The organism is Paenibacillus sp. FSL P4-0081 (assembly GCF_000758565.1).
Taxonomy (GTDB): domain Bacteria; phylum Bacillota; class Bacilli; order Paenibacillales; family Paenibacillaceae; genus Paenibacillus_AQ; species Paenibacillus_AQ phytohabitans.
On sequence record NZ_CP009280.1, the window covers coordinates 8,095,510 to 8,113,833 of the forward strand.

The following is an 18,324-nucleotide window of genomic DNA, read 5'->3' on the forward strand; positions in this document are numbered from 1 at the left end:
TACATACCCAGACTATCAACGGAGTACATTCCGTATACTTATTGCTTCAGCCCGCACGCCGTCCGGCAACCCAGCCCGCAACCTCTTTCTCCGGGATAGGCCTGCTGATATAATAGCCCTGAATCTTGTCACAGCTCGTCCGCTCCAGAAAAGCCAGCTGCTCCGGGGTCTCCACCCCTTCTGCGGTAACATTCAGGCCCATATCGTGGCCGATGGTCACAATGGAGCTGGCCAGCGACATGTTGTTCGGGGTATCGATACTGTCAATGAAGGACTTATCAATCTTCAGTGTGGTAATCGGCAGCTGCTTCAGATAGCTCAGTGAAGAATAACCCGTACCGAAGTCGTCCAGCGCGATGCCGATCCCCTTTTCCTTGAGCGCTTCCAGCTTGGAGCTGATGGCCTCGAAGGATTCCATGAAGATCGACTCTGTAATCTCCAGCTCCAGATATTCCGGGGCAAGTCCGGTATCCCGCAGCACCGTAAGCACCATGTTCGTGAAATCATCCAGCATCAGCTGAATGACCGAGATGTTAACCGAGATATGGTAGCCCGCATACCCCTGGCTCTGCAGATCCTTGATGAACTGACAGGCGGTGCGCAGCACCCATTCACCGATAGGCACAATCAGCCGGCAATCCTCAGCAATCTTAATGAAGGACAACGGCGATACGAAGCCCAGTACGGGATTGTTCCAGCGGATCAAGGCCTCGAAGCCCCAAATCTCGTTCGAACCGATATCCACCAGCGGCTGATAATGCAGCGAGAGCTCATTATTGGAGATGGCGTTTCTTAGATGCATCTCAATAATCATCCGCTCATCAAAATGCTGCTGCATCTCACGCCCGTAGATCACATAAATGCCTTTGCCCGCTTCCTTCGCTTTATACATGGCAATGTCGGCATTCTTCAGCAGTTCCTCCGCGTTCACGCCATTCTCCGGATATTGGGCAATCCCGATACTGGCCGAGATATGCACGACACTGGCACTCAGCTGAAACGGCTCCTTGAAGCCCTGAACCAACGAGTCCGCATAGCGGATCACTTCACTATACCCGTCTACATCCTTGAAAAGAATCACAAACTCATCGCCGCCGAAGCGGAAATGCTTACTGCGCCCGTCGGACAGCTCCAGCAGCCGTTCGCCGACCTTCACCAGCAGCTCATCGCCGAAGGTATGGCCCATCGAATCATTGATATACTTGAAATTATCAATGTCCAGGAAGAACAGTGCCGCATGGCCGCCGGAGTGCTCCTGAATAAATTTCTTCAGCTCTTCGGACAGCGACAGCCGGTTCGGCAGGCCGCTCAGTACATCATTATAGGCAAGCAGGCGGTACTTCTCTTCACTGGTCTGCAGCAGCGCCTGGTTCTCCACCACCTTGTTATACTGCTCCAGCAGCTCATCCTGCAGTGCTGTCAGCTCCTCATAAGTAGACTCCAGCTCCTGATAGCTCATCTGCAGCTTGCTCTCATACCCTTTGCGGTCGGTGACATCGACCATCGACCCGGCAAACCGGATATATCCGCCGCCTGCATTACGCAGCACCTTGCCCCGGGCCTGGAACCACTTGTATTCCCCCGACTTGCTGCGCATCCGGTATTCAGCGTAGTAATACGAAGAACGACCCTCCAGATGCTGGGTCCGCAGCCGGTCCTCCTGCTCGGCATCCTCAGGATGCAGGAGGTCTCTCCAGCCGCCGCGGGTCTCATTGACCTCATCCCGTTCATACCCCAGCAGCTCGTACCAGCTGTCCGAGAAGTAATAGATCATCGTGGACATGTCCACGTCCCAGATGACCGCGTCCGCGCCATAGGTGGCCAGGCTGAAGCGTTCATTGCTTTTTTCCAGATTGCTTCTGATCCGTTTCACCAGCTGTACATAGAATAATAATACAAAGATAAAGGTAAGCAGCACGGCAAAAGCGGCAATAATGCTCAGTACCAGCACTTTGTAGGTCTGATAGAAGGAGAACGGCTTGTTAATGATTTCGCTGCCCTCCGGCAGCTTGTCCAGGGGTACGCTGAAATGCTGAAGCTCGTTGTAGTCAAATACATTGCGGACATTGCTGTCAGTCACAACAGGGATATTATCCGCACTCTCCCCCTGCAGGATGCGCAGCGCCAGCTCCGCTGAGGTCTGGCCCTGAATTCTGCCGCTGATCAGACTGCCGCCGAAGGCACCGTGGTTTAGTCCAAAATCATAAATATGGTACACCGGAACACTGCTGCTCTTGCCCAGTTCACTTGAGAACCTGTCAAACTCAACAATCCTTCCGGTCGAGTCACTATAGTATGTAGTCATCAGCACAATACTGTCCGGAGATAGGGCGGATGCCGTTGCTTTAATTTGTTCAATAGAAAAGCGGTTCATAGGGAGGATCTCCAGCCCCAGGTTCAGCGCGTCAATCTGATCCATGACCATTTTGCCGGTCGACAATCCGCTCTCCGAATTATCAAAAACAACATAAACCTTCTTCACGGAAGGGTTGATCTCCAGCGCCATTTGGATCGTACGCGTAGGATCAATCTTCTCGATAACACCTGTGATGTTGTGAGTGTCCGGGATGCCGGCCACACCCAGCTCATTGACACCGCTGAAGATGATCGGAGCATTATCCAGAATCTCCCCTCGGTATTTCATGGCAAAGCTCAGGGCTGCATCATCTGTGGTGAGAACCGCATCAATACGGATATTCTGATACTTGAATTTGATCGTTTCGTAGAAGTGTTCGAGGTTCTCCTGATTGGGATACCGTTTCCAATCCATATACTCGGTATAGATTACGGGCAGAGCGGCTGCGCTTTTGAGGCGTTCTTCAATTCCGGCACTCTGTTCATCGCTCCAGGCAAAGCCTTTCTGATAGGAATGCAGCACCAGCACATTCTGAGCGGGAAGTTCTTCGGCGTAGGCGTGTGTGCCTTCTGTCGTACACAGTAAGATAAACAGCGGCAAGAGCAAGCTTTTTAACAACCTGAGATGAATTTTATCTACACCCATTCGCACACTCCCGTTCATCTATCTCAAAGTCAGATTTCGATTATAAAACGAGGAATTTCGACATTATACTAAATACTAATTCGTTATACCCATTTCCCATCCCTCTTTTGAGTGAAAAAAGCACCCCATTCTGCACCGGCCGGTATCAGCGTAAAAGATAAGGATAATTTATTGCATAAAGCAAATGAATTCTTATCTTTTAAATTTGCCGCTTTCTTATAATTATAGGGGGAAACGATATTTTAATAAACAACAAATAGAGCGGAGCGGCGGCCTTTGTGGACAGAGAACAGCGCTCACGTTAGAATGAATTTGCAGTTGACTGCTTAGACAGGAGGCCAGGCCATGCCGACCATCAAGGACGTTGCGCTGAAGGCTGGCGTATCGGCAACTACCGTATCCCGGGTATTGAACAACAGGGGTTACTTAAGTGAAGAATTGAAGCAGAAGGTGCACCAGGCGATGGACGAGCTCAATTACCGCCCGAATGAACTGGCCCGCTCGCTCAGCCGCTCAAAATCAAACATTATCGGACTGATTATTCCGCATGTTTCCCTGCCCTTTTTCGGGGAATTGACCAGTCATATTGAAGAACATGCCTACCGGAAAGGCTACAAGCTGCTGCTGTGCAACTCGTGGCAGGACAAGCAGAAGGAGCAGGAGTATATCAACATGCTGCGCGCAAGCCGGGTGGATGGCATTATTATGGGCAGCCACACGCTTGAAGTAGAGGATTACCGGCAGATGAACCTGCCTCTGGTTACCTTTGACCGGCAGATTTCGCCGGATATTCCGTATGTATGCTCGGATAATTACGCGGGAGGACGGCTGGCCACGACCCTGCTGATTCAAAAAGGCTGCCGCCGCCTGGCCCATATCGGCGGGCATCCCAAGCTGAATATCTTATCGCATCTGCGCTGCGTCGCCTTCGAAGAAACTGCGAAGCAGCACGGCGCCCAGTACGTTTCGCTGCATACGGACAACAACAGCTTCGACTTCGAAGCCTATGAGCTGCTGCTGGCCCAGCTGTTCCGCGAGCATCCTGAGGTGGACGGCATCTTCGCCGGCAGTGACATCATTGCCGCCTATGCCCTGAAGGCCTGCCAGATCAGAGGGCGGCGCGTTCCCGAAGATGTGCGGATTATCGGCTATGACGGCATCTCCCTCCGCAGCCTGCTGTATCCGGCCATCAGCTCTATCCGCCAGCCGATGGAGGCGATGGGCAAGCTGGCCGTCGATCTAATCCTGCGGCAGGTGCAGGGTGAGCATGTCGAATCAGCATACATCCTGCCCGTGGAGCTGGAGGAGGGCGCTACGACTTAGGGATAGATATAGATATAGGCAGAGGCATAGATATAGGCATTTCCTCCTTGGGTGCGTAACTGGTGAAACCAAGGGCACTTTTGCCCCTCATTTCCTCCTTTGGGCCACATCTGGTGGAATCAAGGGCACTTTTGCCCCTCATTTCCTCCTTGGGCCCGCAACTGGAGAAATCAAGGGCACTTTTGCCCCTCATTTCCTCCTTTGGGCCACAGCTGGCGGAATCAAGGGCACTTTTGCCCCTCATTTCCTCCTTGGGCCCACTTCAAGCGGGGATTAGAGGGATTTATCCCCTTCTTTTCCCCATTCCACCCGCTTCCGGCGGGATTAGTGGGATTAATCCCTTTCTTTTCCCCATTTCGGCCACTTCCGGCGGGAATAGAGGGAATTATCCCTTTCTTTTCCCCATTTCGCCCACTTCCGGCGAGATTAGTGGGATTAATCCCTTTCTTTTCCCCATTCCACCCGCTTCCGGCGGGATTAGTGGGATTAATCCCTTTCTTTTCCCCATTCCCCCCACTTTCGGCGGGGATTAGAGGGATTTATCCCTTTCATTTCTCCATTCCGCCCACTTCCGGCGGAATTAGTGGGATTTATCCCTTTCATTTCTCCATTCCGCCCACTTCCGGCGGAATTAGTGGGATTTTTCCCTTTCTTTTCCCCATTCCGCCCACTTCCGGCGGAATCAGAAATACAGCAATAGTTTCTCAATAGTTTCTATATAGTTTTTATATAGTTTTTATATAGTTTCTATATTTGAATTCAGGGATAAACTCCTTATCCAATCCTATTCACACTTTATAGTTGAAAGGCAGGGATGGTTCGATGCTAACGCCTACGATTGCTGAGCTGCAGCAGCTGCTGGCAGCAGTACCCGCTGCGTATAACCGTTTCACTCCAGAGGAAGCCGCCGCACCGCGTCCGGGAGGCAAATGGTCCTGTTTGCAACTACTTGGACATTTATGCGATTCGGCGATCAACAATCTCACCCGGTTTATCAAGGTCCAGTACGAACCGCAGCCTCTTCAGCTGGCTTATTACGACCCAGAATGAATGGATGTCTGCCCAGCAGTATGCCTCGGCTCCGCATGATGAAATACTGACCCTGTGGATCAGCCTGAATCAGTCGGTCCTACGCGCAGTTTCACGCATGTCTGCTGAGCAGCTGGCACTCCTCTTCCTGCGGAATGATGGCACTACGGTCACCCTGCAATGGCTGGTTGAGGACTACGTGGATCACATGAAGCATCACTTGCGGCAAATGCTCCCGGACCAGGACTGGGATAGCCCAGCGAAAAATAACCCTGACCAGTAAGAAATAGCTTTGCCGTCCTTTAATAAAGACGGTCCATTCCAGCGGGAAATAGAAGGAGAAGCAACCGTGTGTACCTTATACATTCCTGAATTTCAACAAAGACGCCCGTGTTCCCCCACCTACTGAGGAGAACACGGGCGTCTAATATCTCACTTAAATGAAAAGCGGAGCACTACAGCATACTACGCCTCCCTTTTCTTGCCGTACTTCCGTACTTCCGTACTTCCATCCTTTCCACCACCGCAGCCAAGCCTATCTGCCACTTATCTCGCACACAGCTCCAGCAGCTTCCCGGCATCCAGCGCCGAGGTAGACGGCAGCAGCAGGTCAGCCGCACCCAGCTGCGCCGCGTTGCCAATGCCTACGGCCTTCATGCCCGCCGCTTTGATCGCGGCGACCCCTGCGGCCGCATCCTCCACGCCGATGCAGTTGCCCGGCGCGGCCCCAAGCAGCTCCGCCGCCTTGAGGAAGATCTCCGGGTCGGGCTTGCCCTTCCGGAGCTCAGCCGGGTCGGCGACCGCCTGGAACCAATGGGCTGCGCCGAGGCGCTCCAGAATCAGCGGCGCATTCAGGCTGGCCGAGGCCAGCCCTGCAGAGATCCCCCGCTCGCGCAGGGAATCCAGCAGCTCAGGAATCCCCGGCAGCAGGTCAGCCGGGGTGATACGGCCGATCATCTGCTTGTAATGATCGTTCTTCTTCTCCGCCAGCCGGAGCTTCTCGGCTTCTGGCAGCAGCGCAAGTCCGCTGCCCTCCAGCACTATCTCCAGCGATTCCATCCGGCTGACCCCTTTCAGCCGTTCATTCTTCTCGCGGCTGAAGGGAATGCCCAGCTCATCGGCGAGTGCCTGCCAGGCCAGATAATGATATTCAGCCGAATCGGTAATGACGCCGTCCAGATCGAAGATTACCGCCTGAAGCCGGCCCGCAAGCGAAATCTTCACCGGCTCCTGCGGAAGCAGCCTCAGCGGCTGGTCCTTATGCAAGATCTCGAGACCTGTGCCGGCCAGTAGCGTATATACGGCATCCTCACGATCAATGAATATATCCAGAAGCTGCCCGCGCACGGTGATCTTGAAGCGGTAGCTCTCCCACTGCTCCGGCAGGGCCGGATCAAAGCTCAGCTTCCCTTCATACAGCCGCAACCCTCCAAAACCGTTCACGATCGACATCCACGAGCCGGCCATCGCCGCCATATGCAGCCCGTCCTTGGCGTTGCGGTTAATGTCATCAAGATCCATCCGCACGGTGCGGTCGAAATAGGCATATGCCCCGGTTAAATCGCCGATCTCAGCAGACATGATGCTGTGAATACAAGGCGACAAGGAGGAGTCGTGGGTGGTTAGCGGCTCATAATAATGATAGTTGCGGATTTTATCCGCCAGGCTGAACTTGTTCCCGAGCAGGAACATAGCCATCACGAGATCCGCCTGTTTCAGCACCTGGTGGCGGTAGATCACCAGCGGATGATAATTCAGCAGCAGCGGATATTTATCCGGCGGTGTGTGCTCGAAATCCCATTTCTGCTTCGCCAGGAACGTATCATCCTGGGCATAGATGCCGAGATCATTGTCAAAAGGAATAAACATCCTCTCGGCGGCTTCCCTCCAGCCCTCTGCCTCTTCCATGGACAGTCCTATAGCCAGCTGCAGGCGTTCATAGTCAGCAGGATATTCCTCCTGAAGAAGCAGGGCGGTCTCATAGGCATACATGAATTGGTCCTGAACCATGAGATTGGTATAGGCATTGTTATTCACAATCGCCGTATATTCGTCCGGTCCAGTCACAGCATCAATGCAGAAGGCGCCTCTGCGCGCCGGGTTGTAGTGACCGAGATCGGCCCAGAAGCGCGAGGTCTCAAACAGAATCTCCGCCCCTTGGGCAACCAGAAATTCCGTGTCGCCCGTTGCCAGCACGTATTGCTTCAGCCCGTAGGCAATATCGGCATTGATATGGGCCTGGGCGGTCCCGGCAGGGAAGTAGGCGGAGTTCTCCTCGCCGTCTATCGTCCGCCATGGATACAGCGCCCCCTTCTGGGACATGACCGCCGCACGCTCCCGCGCCTTGCCGAGCGTAGCATAGCGGAATTCCAGCAGCGCCCGGCTGACTTCAGGCTGGGTGAAGGTGAAGAACGGCAGCATGTACATTTCCGTATCCCAGAAATAATGGCCTTCATAGCCTTCTCCGGTTAAGCCTTTGGCTCCGATATTGGTCGCGCCGTCCCGGCCTGCCGATTGCAGCAGCTGAAAAGCATTGAAGCGTATACCCTGCTGCAGCGCCGGGTCGCCCTTGATTTCGACATCCGTATGCGCCCAGAAGGTATCCAGATATTCCTGCTGCTCCCCGGCCAGACCGGTGAATCCAAGTTCTCCGGCCATCTCCAGCACCCTGTCACTCCGGCCCTGCAGCTCCTCCTCCACGTAATCCTTGGAGGTGTGATAGGTTATATATTTGGTGAGTCTTACGGTCTCACCGCTGCGCACTGCAGCAGCATAACACACCGATATCCGCTGTCCGATCAGCTGGTTGCTCATCTCGCGGCCGGACTTTGCCTGCAGCGCATGGCTGACTGCGGTCAGCAGCGCAAACCGCGTATGCCGTGTCCGCTGCTTCATCCACAGCTTTCGGGTGGCAGCATCGTAGCCGGTATCTTCCAGCAGCAGGCTGGGCTCGGCACTGCCTGCGCCCAGCCGCGGATCATCCGTGGCCTCCGGCCGCCGGATCTCGCCGTCCACGGCAGACTCAAACTTCAGCGTGCCGGAGAAGTTCAGCGCGGTCACTGCATAGTCGATTGCGGCCAGATGCTTGTGCGCAAGCGACACCATCCGGCGGATCTCCAGCAGCACCCGGTGGCCGGCAGGAGATTCCCACTCCACCTCCCGGTGCAGAATACCACTCTGCATATCCAGACGGCGTTCATACCGGTGAACCTTCCCTTGGTCCAGCCGGAAATCATGTCCTTCAATACTGAGTTCGATCATACGCGCATCAGTCACATTCAGCATCGCCTGATTCCGGGAAGGGAACCCGAAGGCCCCTTCGGGATAGACAATCGGCTCAGAATCATAGAATCCGTTCAGATAGTTCCCGGCTACGGAAGTGCCCGCCTTGCCGTGGTAGCCTTCCTCGAAATTACCGCGCATACCTATATATCCGTTGCCGAGCGCGAATACGCTCTCGCTCCGCTGATTATACTCATCCTCGTAGTGTTCCTCACCGAGACTCCACTCGCGGTAAGGATATAATGCCGGCGGATGTTCATAGGGCTTCATCTTCATCTCTATATTCTCCTCCTGATTGCGAATTTCTCCTGACCGCCGCATCGGATCTCCGGGGGACAGACCTCCGCTCTTTACATTGCCGCCGGAAATGGCGGTACTCATGCACACCCGGTACCTGCTCTGAGCCACAGGCTCAGCCTTTCACCGAGCCGCCCATCAGACCTCTGACGAAATACTTTTGCAGCAGGAAGAAGATTGCCAGCGGCATCAGCATTGAGATAAACGCAGCCGAAGTCAGCAGATGCCAGTCATTACCGCGTGAGCCGACCAGATCGGCGATCTTCATGGACATTACCTGCACCGACGGCTGGTTGCCGATGAAGATCAGCGACACCAGATAATCATTCCACACCCAGAGGAACTGGAAGATTCCGATGGAGGCGAGCGCAGGTACAGAGAGCGGCAGAATCAGCCTGCTGAAAATGGTAAAGTGGCTGGCCCCGTCAATGAAGGCTGATTCAAACAGATCCTTCGGCAGCTGGCTGATGAAGTTATACATAAAGTACGTAACCAGCGGCAGGCCGAAGGCCGTGTGCGCCAGCCAGATTCCGAGATAACTGCCGTTGAGTCCCAGCGACGTGTAATCCTTCAGTACCGGAATCAGCGCAACCTGTATCGGAATGACCAGCATCGCGATAATGATGACGAACAGTGTTTTGCGTCCAGGGAAGCGTAGCCAGGCGAAGGCGTATGCGGCAAAAGAGGCGATCAGCACCGGAATCACCGTAGCCGGTACAGCAATCGTCAGCGTATTCCAGAACGCCTGCGATAATCCGCTGCCCTTCTGCACCGTCTCACTGCCATCGGCTTCCTTAAGCTTGTATTCCTTGCCGGACAGTACATTCTTATAATTATCAAGCGTCAGGTCAGGCGTAGTCTTCCAGCCCTGTTCCTGCATATTGACCGTGCGCGCTCTGCGGTTCTCCCACATCAGGCGGCTGTCATCCGCCTTTACACCTGCTTTGAGCTGATCATCACTGTAGGTTTTACCGTTCACCTCAATCGGCTGCCGCAGATCCACATCCTTGGACAGCTGCAGCGTTTCGCCGGCCTTCCACTCCTGATGGGGGAAGACCTTCCACCAGCCGGTGTGCAGAATATCCGCAGCCGGACGGAAGGAGGAGGCAAAGAGCCCGAACGTCGGCAGAATCCAGATGAAGCAGATGACGCCCAGTATCAGGTTAACAACGGTTTTGCTGCTTTTTCTCTTCTTTTTGCCGACCATTAGAATCCCCCCTGCTTGCGGAACTGACGCAGATTAATAAGAATAACAGGCAATACCGCGATCAGGAGTACGATAGCCAGTGTTGAGCCGTAACCGAAGTTGCGGTACATGAAGAATTGCCGGTAGAACTGTGTCGCTACTACTTCTGTATCGTATTGACCTCCCGTCATCACCATGACGACGTCAAATATTTTCAATGTAAAGACAATAATGGTTGTGGTTACCGTCAGAATGGTCGAGGAGATAAACGGAATCATGATACCGAAAAAAATCTTCACCTCACCGGCGCCATCCACCCGTGCGGCTTCCAGAATATCGTCAGGAACACCTTTGATCGCTGCAGAGAAGATGACCATGGCAAACCCCGTCTGCATCCAGATCAGGATAATAATGAGGAAGAAATTATTCCAGGGCTGCAGCATACTCGTCCAGGCCTGCGGTTCGCCGCCGAAATAGGTTACGATCGCATTCAGCAGTCCGATCTGCTCATCGCCCGGCTGATAATAATAGACAAACTTCCAGATCACGCCTGCGGCAACAAAGGATATGGCCATCGGCATGAAAATAATCGATTTGGCGATACGTTCATAACTGCTGCGGTCGGCAAGGATGGCAATGAGCAGCCCGAAGCATACACAGGCCAGCGTCCCCACAAACACCCAGAGCAGATTGTTGCGCAGTGCGGTTGCCATCAGATGGTCGCTGAAGATTGCAGCATAGTTGCTGAGTCCGACGAACTTCTCCGAAGAAGCATTGAAGAAGCTTAAGTACAGGGTCCGCAGCGCAGGCAGGATTAGCAGCCAGCCGAGGATAATAACCGCGGGTCCGACGAATACGTAGGGCAGCACTTTCCTGCGGATACGGTCGGGATATTGCTCAACCGCCCAGGTCAGAGTGTAATAGATCAGATATACACCCAGTACACCCCATAGCACGGCAAGCACCGCAGTTAGCAGCGGATTAAGCGTAGAATCGCGGAAAAACAAGAAGATCAGCCCGTTGATCACAATGTTAGCGAGCAGCACCCCCAGCGATAAAAGCACCGCCCGGCCGCTGATTCTCTGCTTGACCTGCGTACCTGGGGCACCGGCCTCCGGCTTTATTTGTGCATCCATATCAGTTCCTCCTAATAAGTTTTGCGCAGCAAAACTCTCTACATAAGCATTCTTTAACAAGTGGAAACGGCTTTGCCGTCCTTATAAGGACGGTATCGTTTCAGCGAGAAATAGAAGGATAAATTATGGTGTGAAACATATAAATTCTTATATTTCAAGAAAAAGAGGGGCAGGATTCATCACTGCTGCCCTGCCCCTCTTCATCATTTGCGTCCCCCTAAGTCCCGCTTACACGCTCCTTAGTTGTTCCAGCCGGACTGGATCTGCTCCAGTGCCTGATCCAGAGTAGCCGTTCCGCTCACATAGTCGGTCATGCCTTTCCAGAACGTGCCTGCACCCACCTTGCCCGGCATCAGGTCAGAGCCGTCAAACCGCAGGGTTGAAGCATCCTGCACCAGCTGCGCCATCCGGCGGTCGGATTCGGACTGGTACCAGTCCAGCGGGGCATCATTCATTGGCGCCACTACACCGCCGGATTGTACCCAGCTCTTGATCGATTCACCGGTGGTGAAAAATTCCATGACTGCACGTACTTCAGGACGGTCATTGAACATCGCGTAGATATCGCCTGCTACAAGAACCGGCTTGCCGTATTGCTCATCAATCGGCGGGAGGTAGAACCAGTCATAATCTACATCAACCTTGGCGGTTTCCGGGAAGAAGCTCGTAATGAAGTTCCCCATCAGGTTGAACCAGGCTTTGGGAGGATTCTCGAACATTGGTTTCGGAGCATCCCCGAAAGCCGTGGTTACGATGGATTTAGCGCCGCCGTATACATAATCCTTGTTCAGCCAGATTTTGGACATCACATCTACTGCATTCTTCACTTCAGGAGAAGTGAACGGCAGTTCTCCGGCTACCCACTTGTCATAGTTCTCAGGAGTTGTGGTACGCAGCATAATGTTCTCTACCCAGTCGGTGGCTGCCCAGCCGGTAGCCGCGCCGCTCTCAATACCGATAGCCCAGGCAGGATCACCGTCTTTGGCAATTTGCTCTGTCAGCGCCATCATCTCATCCCAAGTCTGCGGAACCGTGTATCCGGCATCATCGAATTGCTTCTTCGGATACCAGACCAGACTCTTCACATTGCTGCGGTTCCAGATCCCGGCCATAATCTTGCCGTCTTTACCGTCCATGGTGGACATATCCAGCCAGCTCTTATTGTAATTGGCTGTCAGCTTCTCCTGATCCAGCACACCGGTCAGATCGACTACCTTGCCGGTCTTCGCAATGGAAGCCAGGAGACCCGGCTGCGGGAAGTCAGCGATATCCGGAGCATTGCCGCCGTCAACACGGATATTAATCGTAGCTTCGAATTCCTTGGAGCCTTCATATTGAATATCAATGCCGGTTTTTTCTTCAAACTCTTTGATGCTGCTCTCAAATTTCACCTGGTCGGCGTCCACAAACGGGCCGAACATCGTTACCTTAGTCCCTTTATATTCACCTTTCATCGCTAAGTCCAGCGGGCTGCCGTCAGCTGTAGCCTCTGCATTATTTGTCGATTCCTGGTTGTTATCAGCTGCTGTTGCTGCCGGAGCTTCTGTTGCCGCCGGTGCATCCGTCGGTGCCGCATTATTGTTATTCCCGCCGCATCCGCTGAGCATCATGGTGAAGGATAAACACAGCACCATAGCGAGTGACAGTTTACGTCCTGGAGCTTTCTTCATTGTTTCATACATCCCCTTTAATTGTTTTTAGAGACTGCATTAGGTCAGCTTAATTCCCGGAATGACTACCGGCTGAGCACTGGACCACCTCCTTGCAAAGCTTTTCAGAGTATGATAATTTGTACAGTTTAATGTCAGGGATTCCTGAGTCAGCAACATTAATATAGCGCTTACATTTCCATAATATCACATAATGAATGCGTTTCCAATACTGCAAATTCATCTTTTCCTATGTTTTATTTTTAATTTGTGATATTCCTGCACCTTTCTACCTCTGGCAACCGTATTTATAGCGGATTCCCGTGTAAACTAACCATAATAACTTGCATTAATCTGCTGAACCCCTGTGAAAAGCTTTTCAAATTTAGAAAAAGAGACCGCTCTGCCCCTCCACAATCCAGGCAGCAGCGCTTCAACCCTGCCCGCAAGCAGATTTCATTTCTCACGTGAGGATTCTCTTACAACCAGCTTATGCTCCATCTTTTCTTTCATGACAGCCACAGAGCCGGTCGTTAATAACTCATGCAGCTTCTCTGCAGCCCGGTAACCCAGCTGATAAATCGGCTGGGCGATCGTCGTCAGCTTCGGAATGAACATGCCGGACATCCGCAGATTGTCGAAACCGATTACCGACACCTGACCCGGCACCAGAATATTGCGGTCCTTCAGATAAGAGATCGTTCCCATGGCGAACTCATCGGCTACGCAGAATACAGCAGTCAGCTCCGGATACTCACTGAACAGCTCATGCGATGCCTGATACGCCTGTTCAAAGCGGTGATTGGCGTATTTGACCTTCTCCACATTGCGCTCCAGACCGAATTCCTTGAGCGCTCTGACGAATCCGGCAACACGCGGCGGCCCGGACACCGAGTTATCATGATTGAAGCCGATCATTCCGATCTCCTGGTGACCCAGCTCAATCAGGAATTTCACCGCATCATACGCTGCCTTCTCATCATCGACCTCCACCGAAGCCACCTCATACTCATCGGAATGGGAGGAGACCAGCACGAAGGGAATTCTGCAGCCTACCAGCTTCTCATAATACTCCGGGTACAGCACATCACTGGCGAACACGACTCCGTCCACCTGCTTCTCATGGAAGGTATCGATATAAGACAGCGTCCGCTCCTTGTCACGGTCTGTATTGCAGATCATCAGACTGTAGCCGAGCTTAATGCAGGCATCCTGCATCCCCCGGATCACCCCTGCGAAATACAGGTTCTCAATATCGGGAATAAGCAGGCCCAGTGTAAAAGACTTCTTGTAAATCAAACCGCGCGCAAACGCATTAGGCTGATACTTCAGAGCTTCTATGGCTTCTATCACCCGGCTGCGTTTACTCTCAACTACTGTGTCCGGCGCATTCATTACACGGGAAACCGTGCTGATGGATACACCGGCCATTCTGGCTACATCTCTGATTGTTGGCTTCATAGCTCTGACTTCCTTTTTATAAAGATAAGAGTTTATATGCTTACGCAATAAATGTTCCTTATCTTCCTCGCTGAAACGGATACCTGCGCCGATATGTAATAGCGCTGCTCCGGAAGCATCGGCTTCCTGAAGCACAGCGTAGCCGTTTTTATTTAGAAAAGCTTTTCAAAGCGATTATAGCAAGGCTCCCGTAAATTGGCAAGACCTTTGTTATGCGCTTACATTACGCTTTCCCCGGAAGGAATTTCTGATAATTAATCCCCATCATGCTATTCACCGGCTGCGGATTTTGCCTGTTTGGCTATTGGACAACGCCTCTTTTTTAATCACCTCCGTCCATCTGAAAAGCTTCTCAATACACTTTTGCACCTTACTCCTAACTCTGCAGAACATATGTAGCTATAACACATTAATCGCTGTACCTATATGGAGTGAACTTATGTATATGGATCTAACTTGCTGAACAACGCCTGCATATCTGTTGAGAGTAGCGAGTGTGGAATGCAGCACCGCAATGAGTGTTCGCTTTAGTTGCACAAAATACAGTTAGATAAACCGCACTTGATACAAGAACCATTCAAATTACCGGTCAGTCACTGCGGGACTGGCGGAGTACGTCAATGCCTTACACTTGATTCTCCAGCGGCAGAGTGGAGACTTCTTAGGAAGCACTGTAAATACTGTAGAACTGCAGACACTGCAGAACTGCAGACAGAAATGTTGTACGTTTTACAACTTTGATTGATGGATAGCCGGGTGATCGGGCGGATTGTTGTAGGAAATACAACAATAATCCTGCTGAGCCGCTTGAACAAGGTGAAATGTTGCCTTTTGTACAACAATTTTGGATTAGGACCGATAGGAGAGGAGAAATGTTGTATTTGGTGCAGGATTTTGCAGGATTTTATAAAAAGTTACTGGATCTCTGCCCCAGAAAGCGGATAAAATCGGGAGATTCCTGCGTCATCAGTTGCCGCCTAGAAGTTCAATTCACAGAATAACGGATTAGCCAGGATTGGTTTTATGTTGGAGTTTTATGTTGGAGTTTTATGGTGAAATCTTGAGTTCAATCTAGACAATGCTTAGGATAAGGGGCCGTCGCAGCCAGCCTGCAGATCAAGCAATGAGCCCGGTGCTAATCCTGTGCTGATCCTGTACTGATCCGGAAGAATACCGGATCAAGCGATATAGATTCTTCATCCGTAATATCCCTCTATCCGTAATATCCCTTCATCCGTAATATCCCCTCTTCCTCCATACCGCTTACTTAAAGTGTGTAAATAATATTATTTCATGTTATAATTGGCGGGTAGATCAATCTATAGCTGCAAATACTGCTTACTGATGCTGAAGCATCCATTATGGGAGGGATTATGGTGAAGCAATTGCACGACATTCCGTTCTCCGTGCTGGATTTAGCCCCTATTCGCGAGGGCGGAACAGCGGCGGATTCATTTCATAACACACTTGATTTAGCACGTCATGCCGAAGAATGGGGATACCACCGTTACTGGCTGGCGGAGCATCATAATATGCCCGGCATTGCCAGCTCTGCCACGTCCCTTGTGATTGGACATGTAGCTGGAGGAACCAAGCGTATCCGCGTCGGCTCGGGAGGCATCATGCTCTCCAACCATGCACCGCTTGTTATCGCCGAGCAGTTCGGCACGCTGGAGTCCTTATATCCCGGACGCATCGATCTTGGCCTCGGCCGGGCCCCCGGCTCCGACCAGGCGGCTGCCAGAGCGCTGCGCCGTGGTCTTGGCAGCGACGGCAGCGAATTCCCCGAGCAGCTCAGCGAGCTCCGGGCTTATTTCGACGCTAACGGGGCAGGCGGCCGCCCGCTCGGTGTACGCGCCGTTCCCGGCGAAGGACTGAATATTCCGATCTGGCTGCTGGGCTCCAGCGGCTTCAGTGCCCAGCTTGCGGGCCAGCTCGGTCTTCCGTTTGCTTTTGCCAGCCACTTTGCACCGGATTACCTGCTGCCGGCACTGCATTTGTACCGCAGCAGCTTCAAGCCTTCCGCAGTGCTCGATAAGCCCCATGTCATGATCGGACTGGGAATAACCGCCGCAGATACGGTGGAGGAAGCGCGCAGACTGGCTACCTCACAGCAGCAGCAATTCCTGAATATCATCCGCGGCCGTACCGGCAAGCTCCAGCCTCCGGTGGACAGCCTGGATGGAATCTGGACACCGCAGGAGAAAGCCATGCTGCTAAGCAAACAACAATATTCCATTGCCGGCGATCCTTCGCTAATCAAAGAACGGCTGCTGGAGATTCTCGAGGAGACGGCTGCCGACGAGTGGATTATTGCATCACAGATTTATGATCACTCCGCACGCCTGCACTCTTATAAGCTGGTATCCGAGCTGCTGCAGGAGCAATAAACCGATACCGCCCATCAAATACCCGGCCCATTTAACTACACACGGAGAGATCCGTGCCTGTAGCTTAAATGGGCTATTTGTATGCAAGAAATACCGCTAGTCTCTTCATTTACATATTAACAATGAACCGTTCTCTATAAAATACTACGTATTTATTAATATACGGAGAAATAATGAGTGAACAGCAGTAAACTGTAGAAAACAAATTATAATGTGAATCAAACCTCCATTTATACCTCATTTAGACCGATTTGAATGTTTTTATTTATCTTTAAATTTGATTATACTGTAGTTATTCGTTATAACGAACAAATGCGCAATTGCATTCTTCAGGTTCGTTCTTTCGGGTACTATCGCCCTGTTTCGTAGTAGTTCTATTAAAAACCACTTTATTCGACATGACATGCGTAATAAGCATGAATTGCGGCGAATCGCGGCTGGAAACTGCAGAATTAGGCGGTTATAGGCTAGGAAATACGGGTTGTAGGCGGGCGAGTGAACTAGAAATAGAGTAAAGATGACTTCCCAGAAGAGAGGGGCGGGAATGTGAAAAAGAGCTATCGCGCGTCCTTGCTAGGCGCTTATATTCTAGTTGTTCTGGCTGGTGTCGTATGGCATGCCGGTGGGGCCAGCGCCGAGGACACGATTAAGCTGACCGTGAATTCGCATACGACCAGCACTGCGACCATGAACAACATGCAGCCGGGAGATACTATGGCTTCAGACTATACGGTGATCAACGACGGAAATGACCCGTTTGATTATTCTGTAGACTTCAAATTCCTCTCCGGGGACGCAGAATTGTACAAAATCCTGCAAATGACCCTGCAAAAAGAGGGAGTAATCATCTATACAGGGGTAATGAGCGAGGCAGAAGGCCGGGTGACTATCGGCTCGCTTGAGGGCGCTGCGCAAGAGGACATCCAGATGGATGTGTTATTCCCGCCTGAAGCCGGCAATGAATTTCAGGGGAAGACGGTGAGCGTAGCCTTTGAATTCACCGCCACGGCAGATCCTGCGCCGACAGCTGAGCCAACAGCAACGCCGATACCAACCGCTACACCAGACCCTACAGCTGAGCCAACAGCAACGCCGATACCGACTGCTACACCAGACCCTACAGCTGAGCCTACGGCAGCACCGACTGCAACGGCAACACCAGAGGGACCAGGCAGCACACCAACAGCAACACCGGCTCCGACGGATCTGCCATCCAGCAGCACGGCACCTGCCCTAACGCCATCTCCTTCACCAACCGCTGCGGCAACACCGGCAGTAGATGAGGTAGCTGTAAGTGAAGCACCGGTACCGCTGGGCGGCGGGGATAACAATGGAGGCAGCGGCCCGTCTGCTACACCAGATGCCGGAGCTGTCACCGCCGGCAGTACACCAGCGCCTTCACCGGATAACGGGGAAACCCTTACCGATGACGAGCTTCCGCTCGCCGGACCGGATGAGGACGGCAAGCTGCCGGATACGGCCGAACCTTGGTACAATCTGATTCTGGGCAGCATGGCCGTAGCCATTCTCAGTCTGATCGCCATCCGCAAGCTCGGATCGAAGAAATAAT

General features: G+C 52.4%; 11 protein-coding genes. 5 read left to right on the forward strand and 6 right to left on the reverse strand.

The window, feature by feature from the left end; translation table 11 throughout:
• Window positions 1-46 precede the first annotated feature (46 nt).
• Window positions 47-3,001 carry an ABC transporter substrate binding protein gene (locus P40081_RS36900; protein ID WP_052422152.1) on the reverse strand — a complete coding sequence of 985 codons (2,955 nt, stop codon included), beginning with the start codon at window positions 2,999-3,001 and terminating at the stop codon, window positions 47-49.
• 345 nt (window positions 3,002-3,346) lie between these two features.
• Here P40081_RS36900 and P40081_RS34510 point away from each other — a divergent pair, with 345 nt between their 5' ends.
• From P40081_RS34510 to P40081_RS39645, 3 genes are all read left to right on the forward strand, one after another.
• Window positions 3,347-4,324, forward strand: coding sequence for a LacI family DNA-binding transcriptional regulator (locus P40081_RS34510; protein ID WP_042140369.1), 978 nt, complete (start codon window positions 3,347-3,349; stop codon window positions 4,322-4,324).
• A gap of 822 nt (window positions 4,325-5,146) precedes the next feature.
• Window positions 5,147-5,374, forward strand: coding sequence for a DinB family protein (locus tag P40081_RS39640; RefSeq protein ID WP_231575249.1), 228 nt, complete (start codon window positions 5,147-5,149; stop codon window positions 5,372-5,374).
• A 4-nt stretch (window positions 5,375-5,378) separates the two neighbouring features.
• Window positions 5,379-5,636, forward strand: coding sequence for a DinB family protein (locus P40081_RS39645; RefSeq protein ID WP_231575250.1), 258 nt, complete (start codon window positions 5,379-5,381; stop codon window positions 5,634-5,636).
• A 263-nt stretch (window positions 5,637-5,899) separates the two neighbouring features.
• On the opposite strand, the gene pgmB is transcribed toward P40081_RS39645, so the two are convergent.
• The 5 genes from pgmB to P40081_RS34545 form a co-directional block, all read right to left on the reverse strand.
• Complete coding sequence (gene pgmB, locus P40081_RS34525; RefSeq protein ID WP_231575251.1) at window positions 5,900-9,016, reverse strand: beta-phosphoglucomutase; 3,117 nt, start codon at window positions 9,014-9,016, stop codon at window positions 5,900-5,902.
• Between the two features lie 31 nt (window positions 9,017-9,047).
• Entirely contained in the window at window positions 9,048-10,139 is a 1,092-nt protein-coding gene (locus P40081_RS34530; protein ID WP_042140371.1) for a carbohydrate ABC transporter permease, read from the reverse strand.
• Window positions 10,139-11,254 (reverse strand): carbohydrate ABC transporter permease, encoded by a 1,116-nt coding sequence (locus tag P40081_RS34535; RefSeq protein WP_042140372.1) that lies wholly within the window; start codon window positions 11,252-11,254, stop codon window positions 10,139-10,141. Before P40081_RS34535 ends, P40081_RS34530 begins: the two co-directional genes overlap by 1 nt.
• Before the next feature lie 239 nt (window positions 11,255-11,493).
• Complete coding sequence (locus tag P40081_RS34540) at window positions 11,494-12,924, reverse strand: ABC transporter substrate-binding protein (protein ID WP_042140373.1); 1,431 nt, start codon at window positions 12,922-12,924, stop codon at window positions 11,494-11,496.
• 435 nt (window positions 12,925-13,359) lie between these two features.
• Complete coding sequence (locus P40081_RS34545; protein WP_042141790.1) at window positions 13,360-14,364, reverse strand: LacI family DNA-binding transcriptional regulator; 1,005 nt, start codon at window positions 14,362-14,364, stop codon at window positions 13,360-13,362.
• A gap of 1,373 nt (window positions 14,365-15,737) precedes the next feature.
• Between P40081_RS34545 and P40081_RS34550 the strand changes: the two genes are divergently transcribed.
• Window positions 15,738-16,754 (forward strand): LLM class flavin-dependent oxidoreductase, encoded by a 1,017-nt coding sequence (locus P40081_RS34550; RefSeq protein WP_171719127.1) that lies wholly within the window; start codon window positions 15,738-15,740, stop codon window positions 16,752-16,754.
• A 546-nt stretch (window positions 16,755-17,300) separates the two neighbouring features.
• Window positions 17,301-18,323, forward strand: a complete 1,023-nt coding sequence (locus tag P40081_RS38875) for a hypothetical protein (RefSeq protein WP_042140375.1) — start codon at window positions 17,301-17,303, stop codon at window positions 18,321-18,323.
• Window position 18,324 lies beyond the last annotated feature (1 nt).

Excerpts from the sequence above, each read along its gene's own strand:
- P40081_RS34510 (WP_042140369.1), top strand. The coding sequence starts at position 3,347 with ATGCCGACCATCAAGGACGTTGCGCTGAAGGCTGGCGTATCGGCAACT.
- P40081_RS34545 (WP_042141790.1), bottom strand. The coding sequence starts at position 14,364 with ATGAAGCCAACAATCAGAGATGTAGCCAGAATGGCCGGTGTATCCATC.
- P40081_RS34540 (WP_042140373.1), bottom strand. The coding sequence starts at position 12,924 with ATGAAGAAAGCTCCAGGACGTAAACTGTCACTCGCTATGGTGCTGTGT.
- P40081_RS34550 (WP_171719127.1), top strand. The coding sequence starts at position 15,738 with ATGGTGAAGCAATTGCACGACATTCCGTTCTCCGTGCTGGATTTAGCC.
- P40081_RS39640 (WP_231575249.1), top strand. The coding sequence starts at position 5,147 with ATGCTAACGCCTACGATTGCTGAGCTGCAGCAGCTGCTGGCAGCAGTA.
- P40081_RS36900 (WP_052422152.1), bottom strand. The coding sequence starts at position 3,001 with ATGGGTGTAGATAAAATTCATCTCAGGTTGTTAAAAAGCTTGCTCTTG.
- P40081_RS34535 (WP_042140372.1), bottom strand. The coding sequence starts at position 11,254 with ATGGATGCACAAATAAAGCCGGAGGCCGGTGCCCCAGGTACGCAGGTC.
- P40081_RS39645 (WP_231575250.1), top strand. The coding sequence starts at position 5,379 with ATGTCTGCCCAGCAGTATGCCTCGGCTCCGCATGATGAAATACTGACC.
- P40081_RS34530 (WP_042140371.1), bottom strand. The coding sequence starts at position 10,139 with ATGGTCGGCAAAAAGAAGAGAAAAAGCAGCAAAACCGTTGTTAACCTG.
- pgmB (WP_231575251.1), bottom strand. The coding sequence starts at position 9,016 with ATGAGTACCGCCATTTCCGGCGGCAATGTAAAGAGCGGAGGTCTGTCC.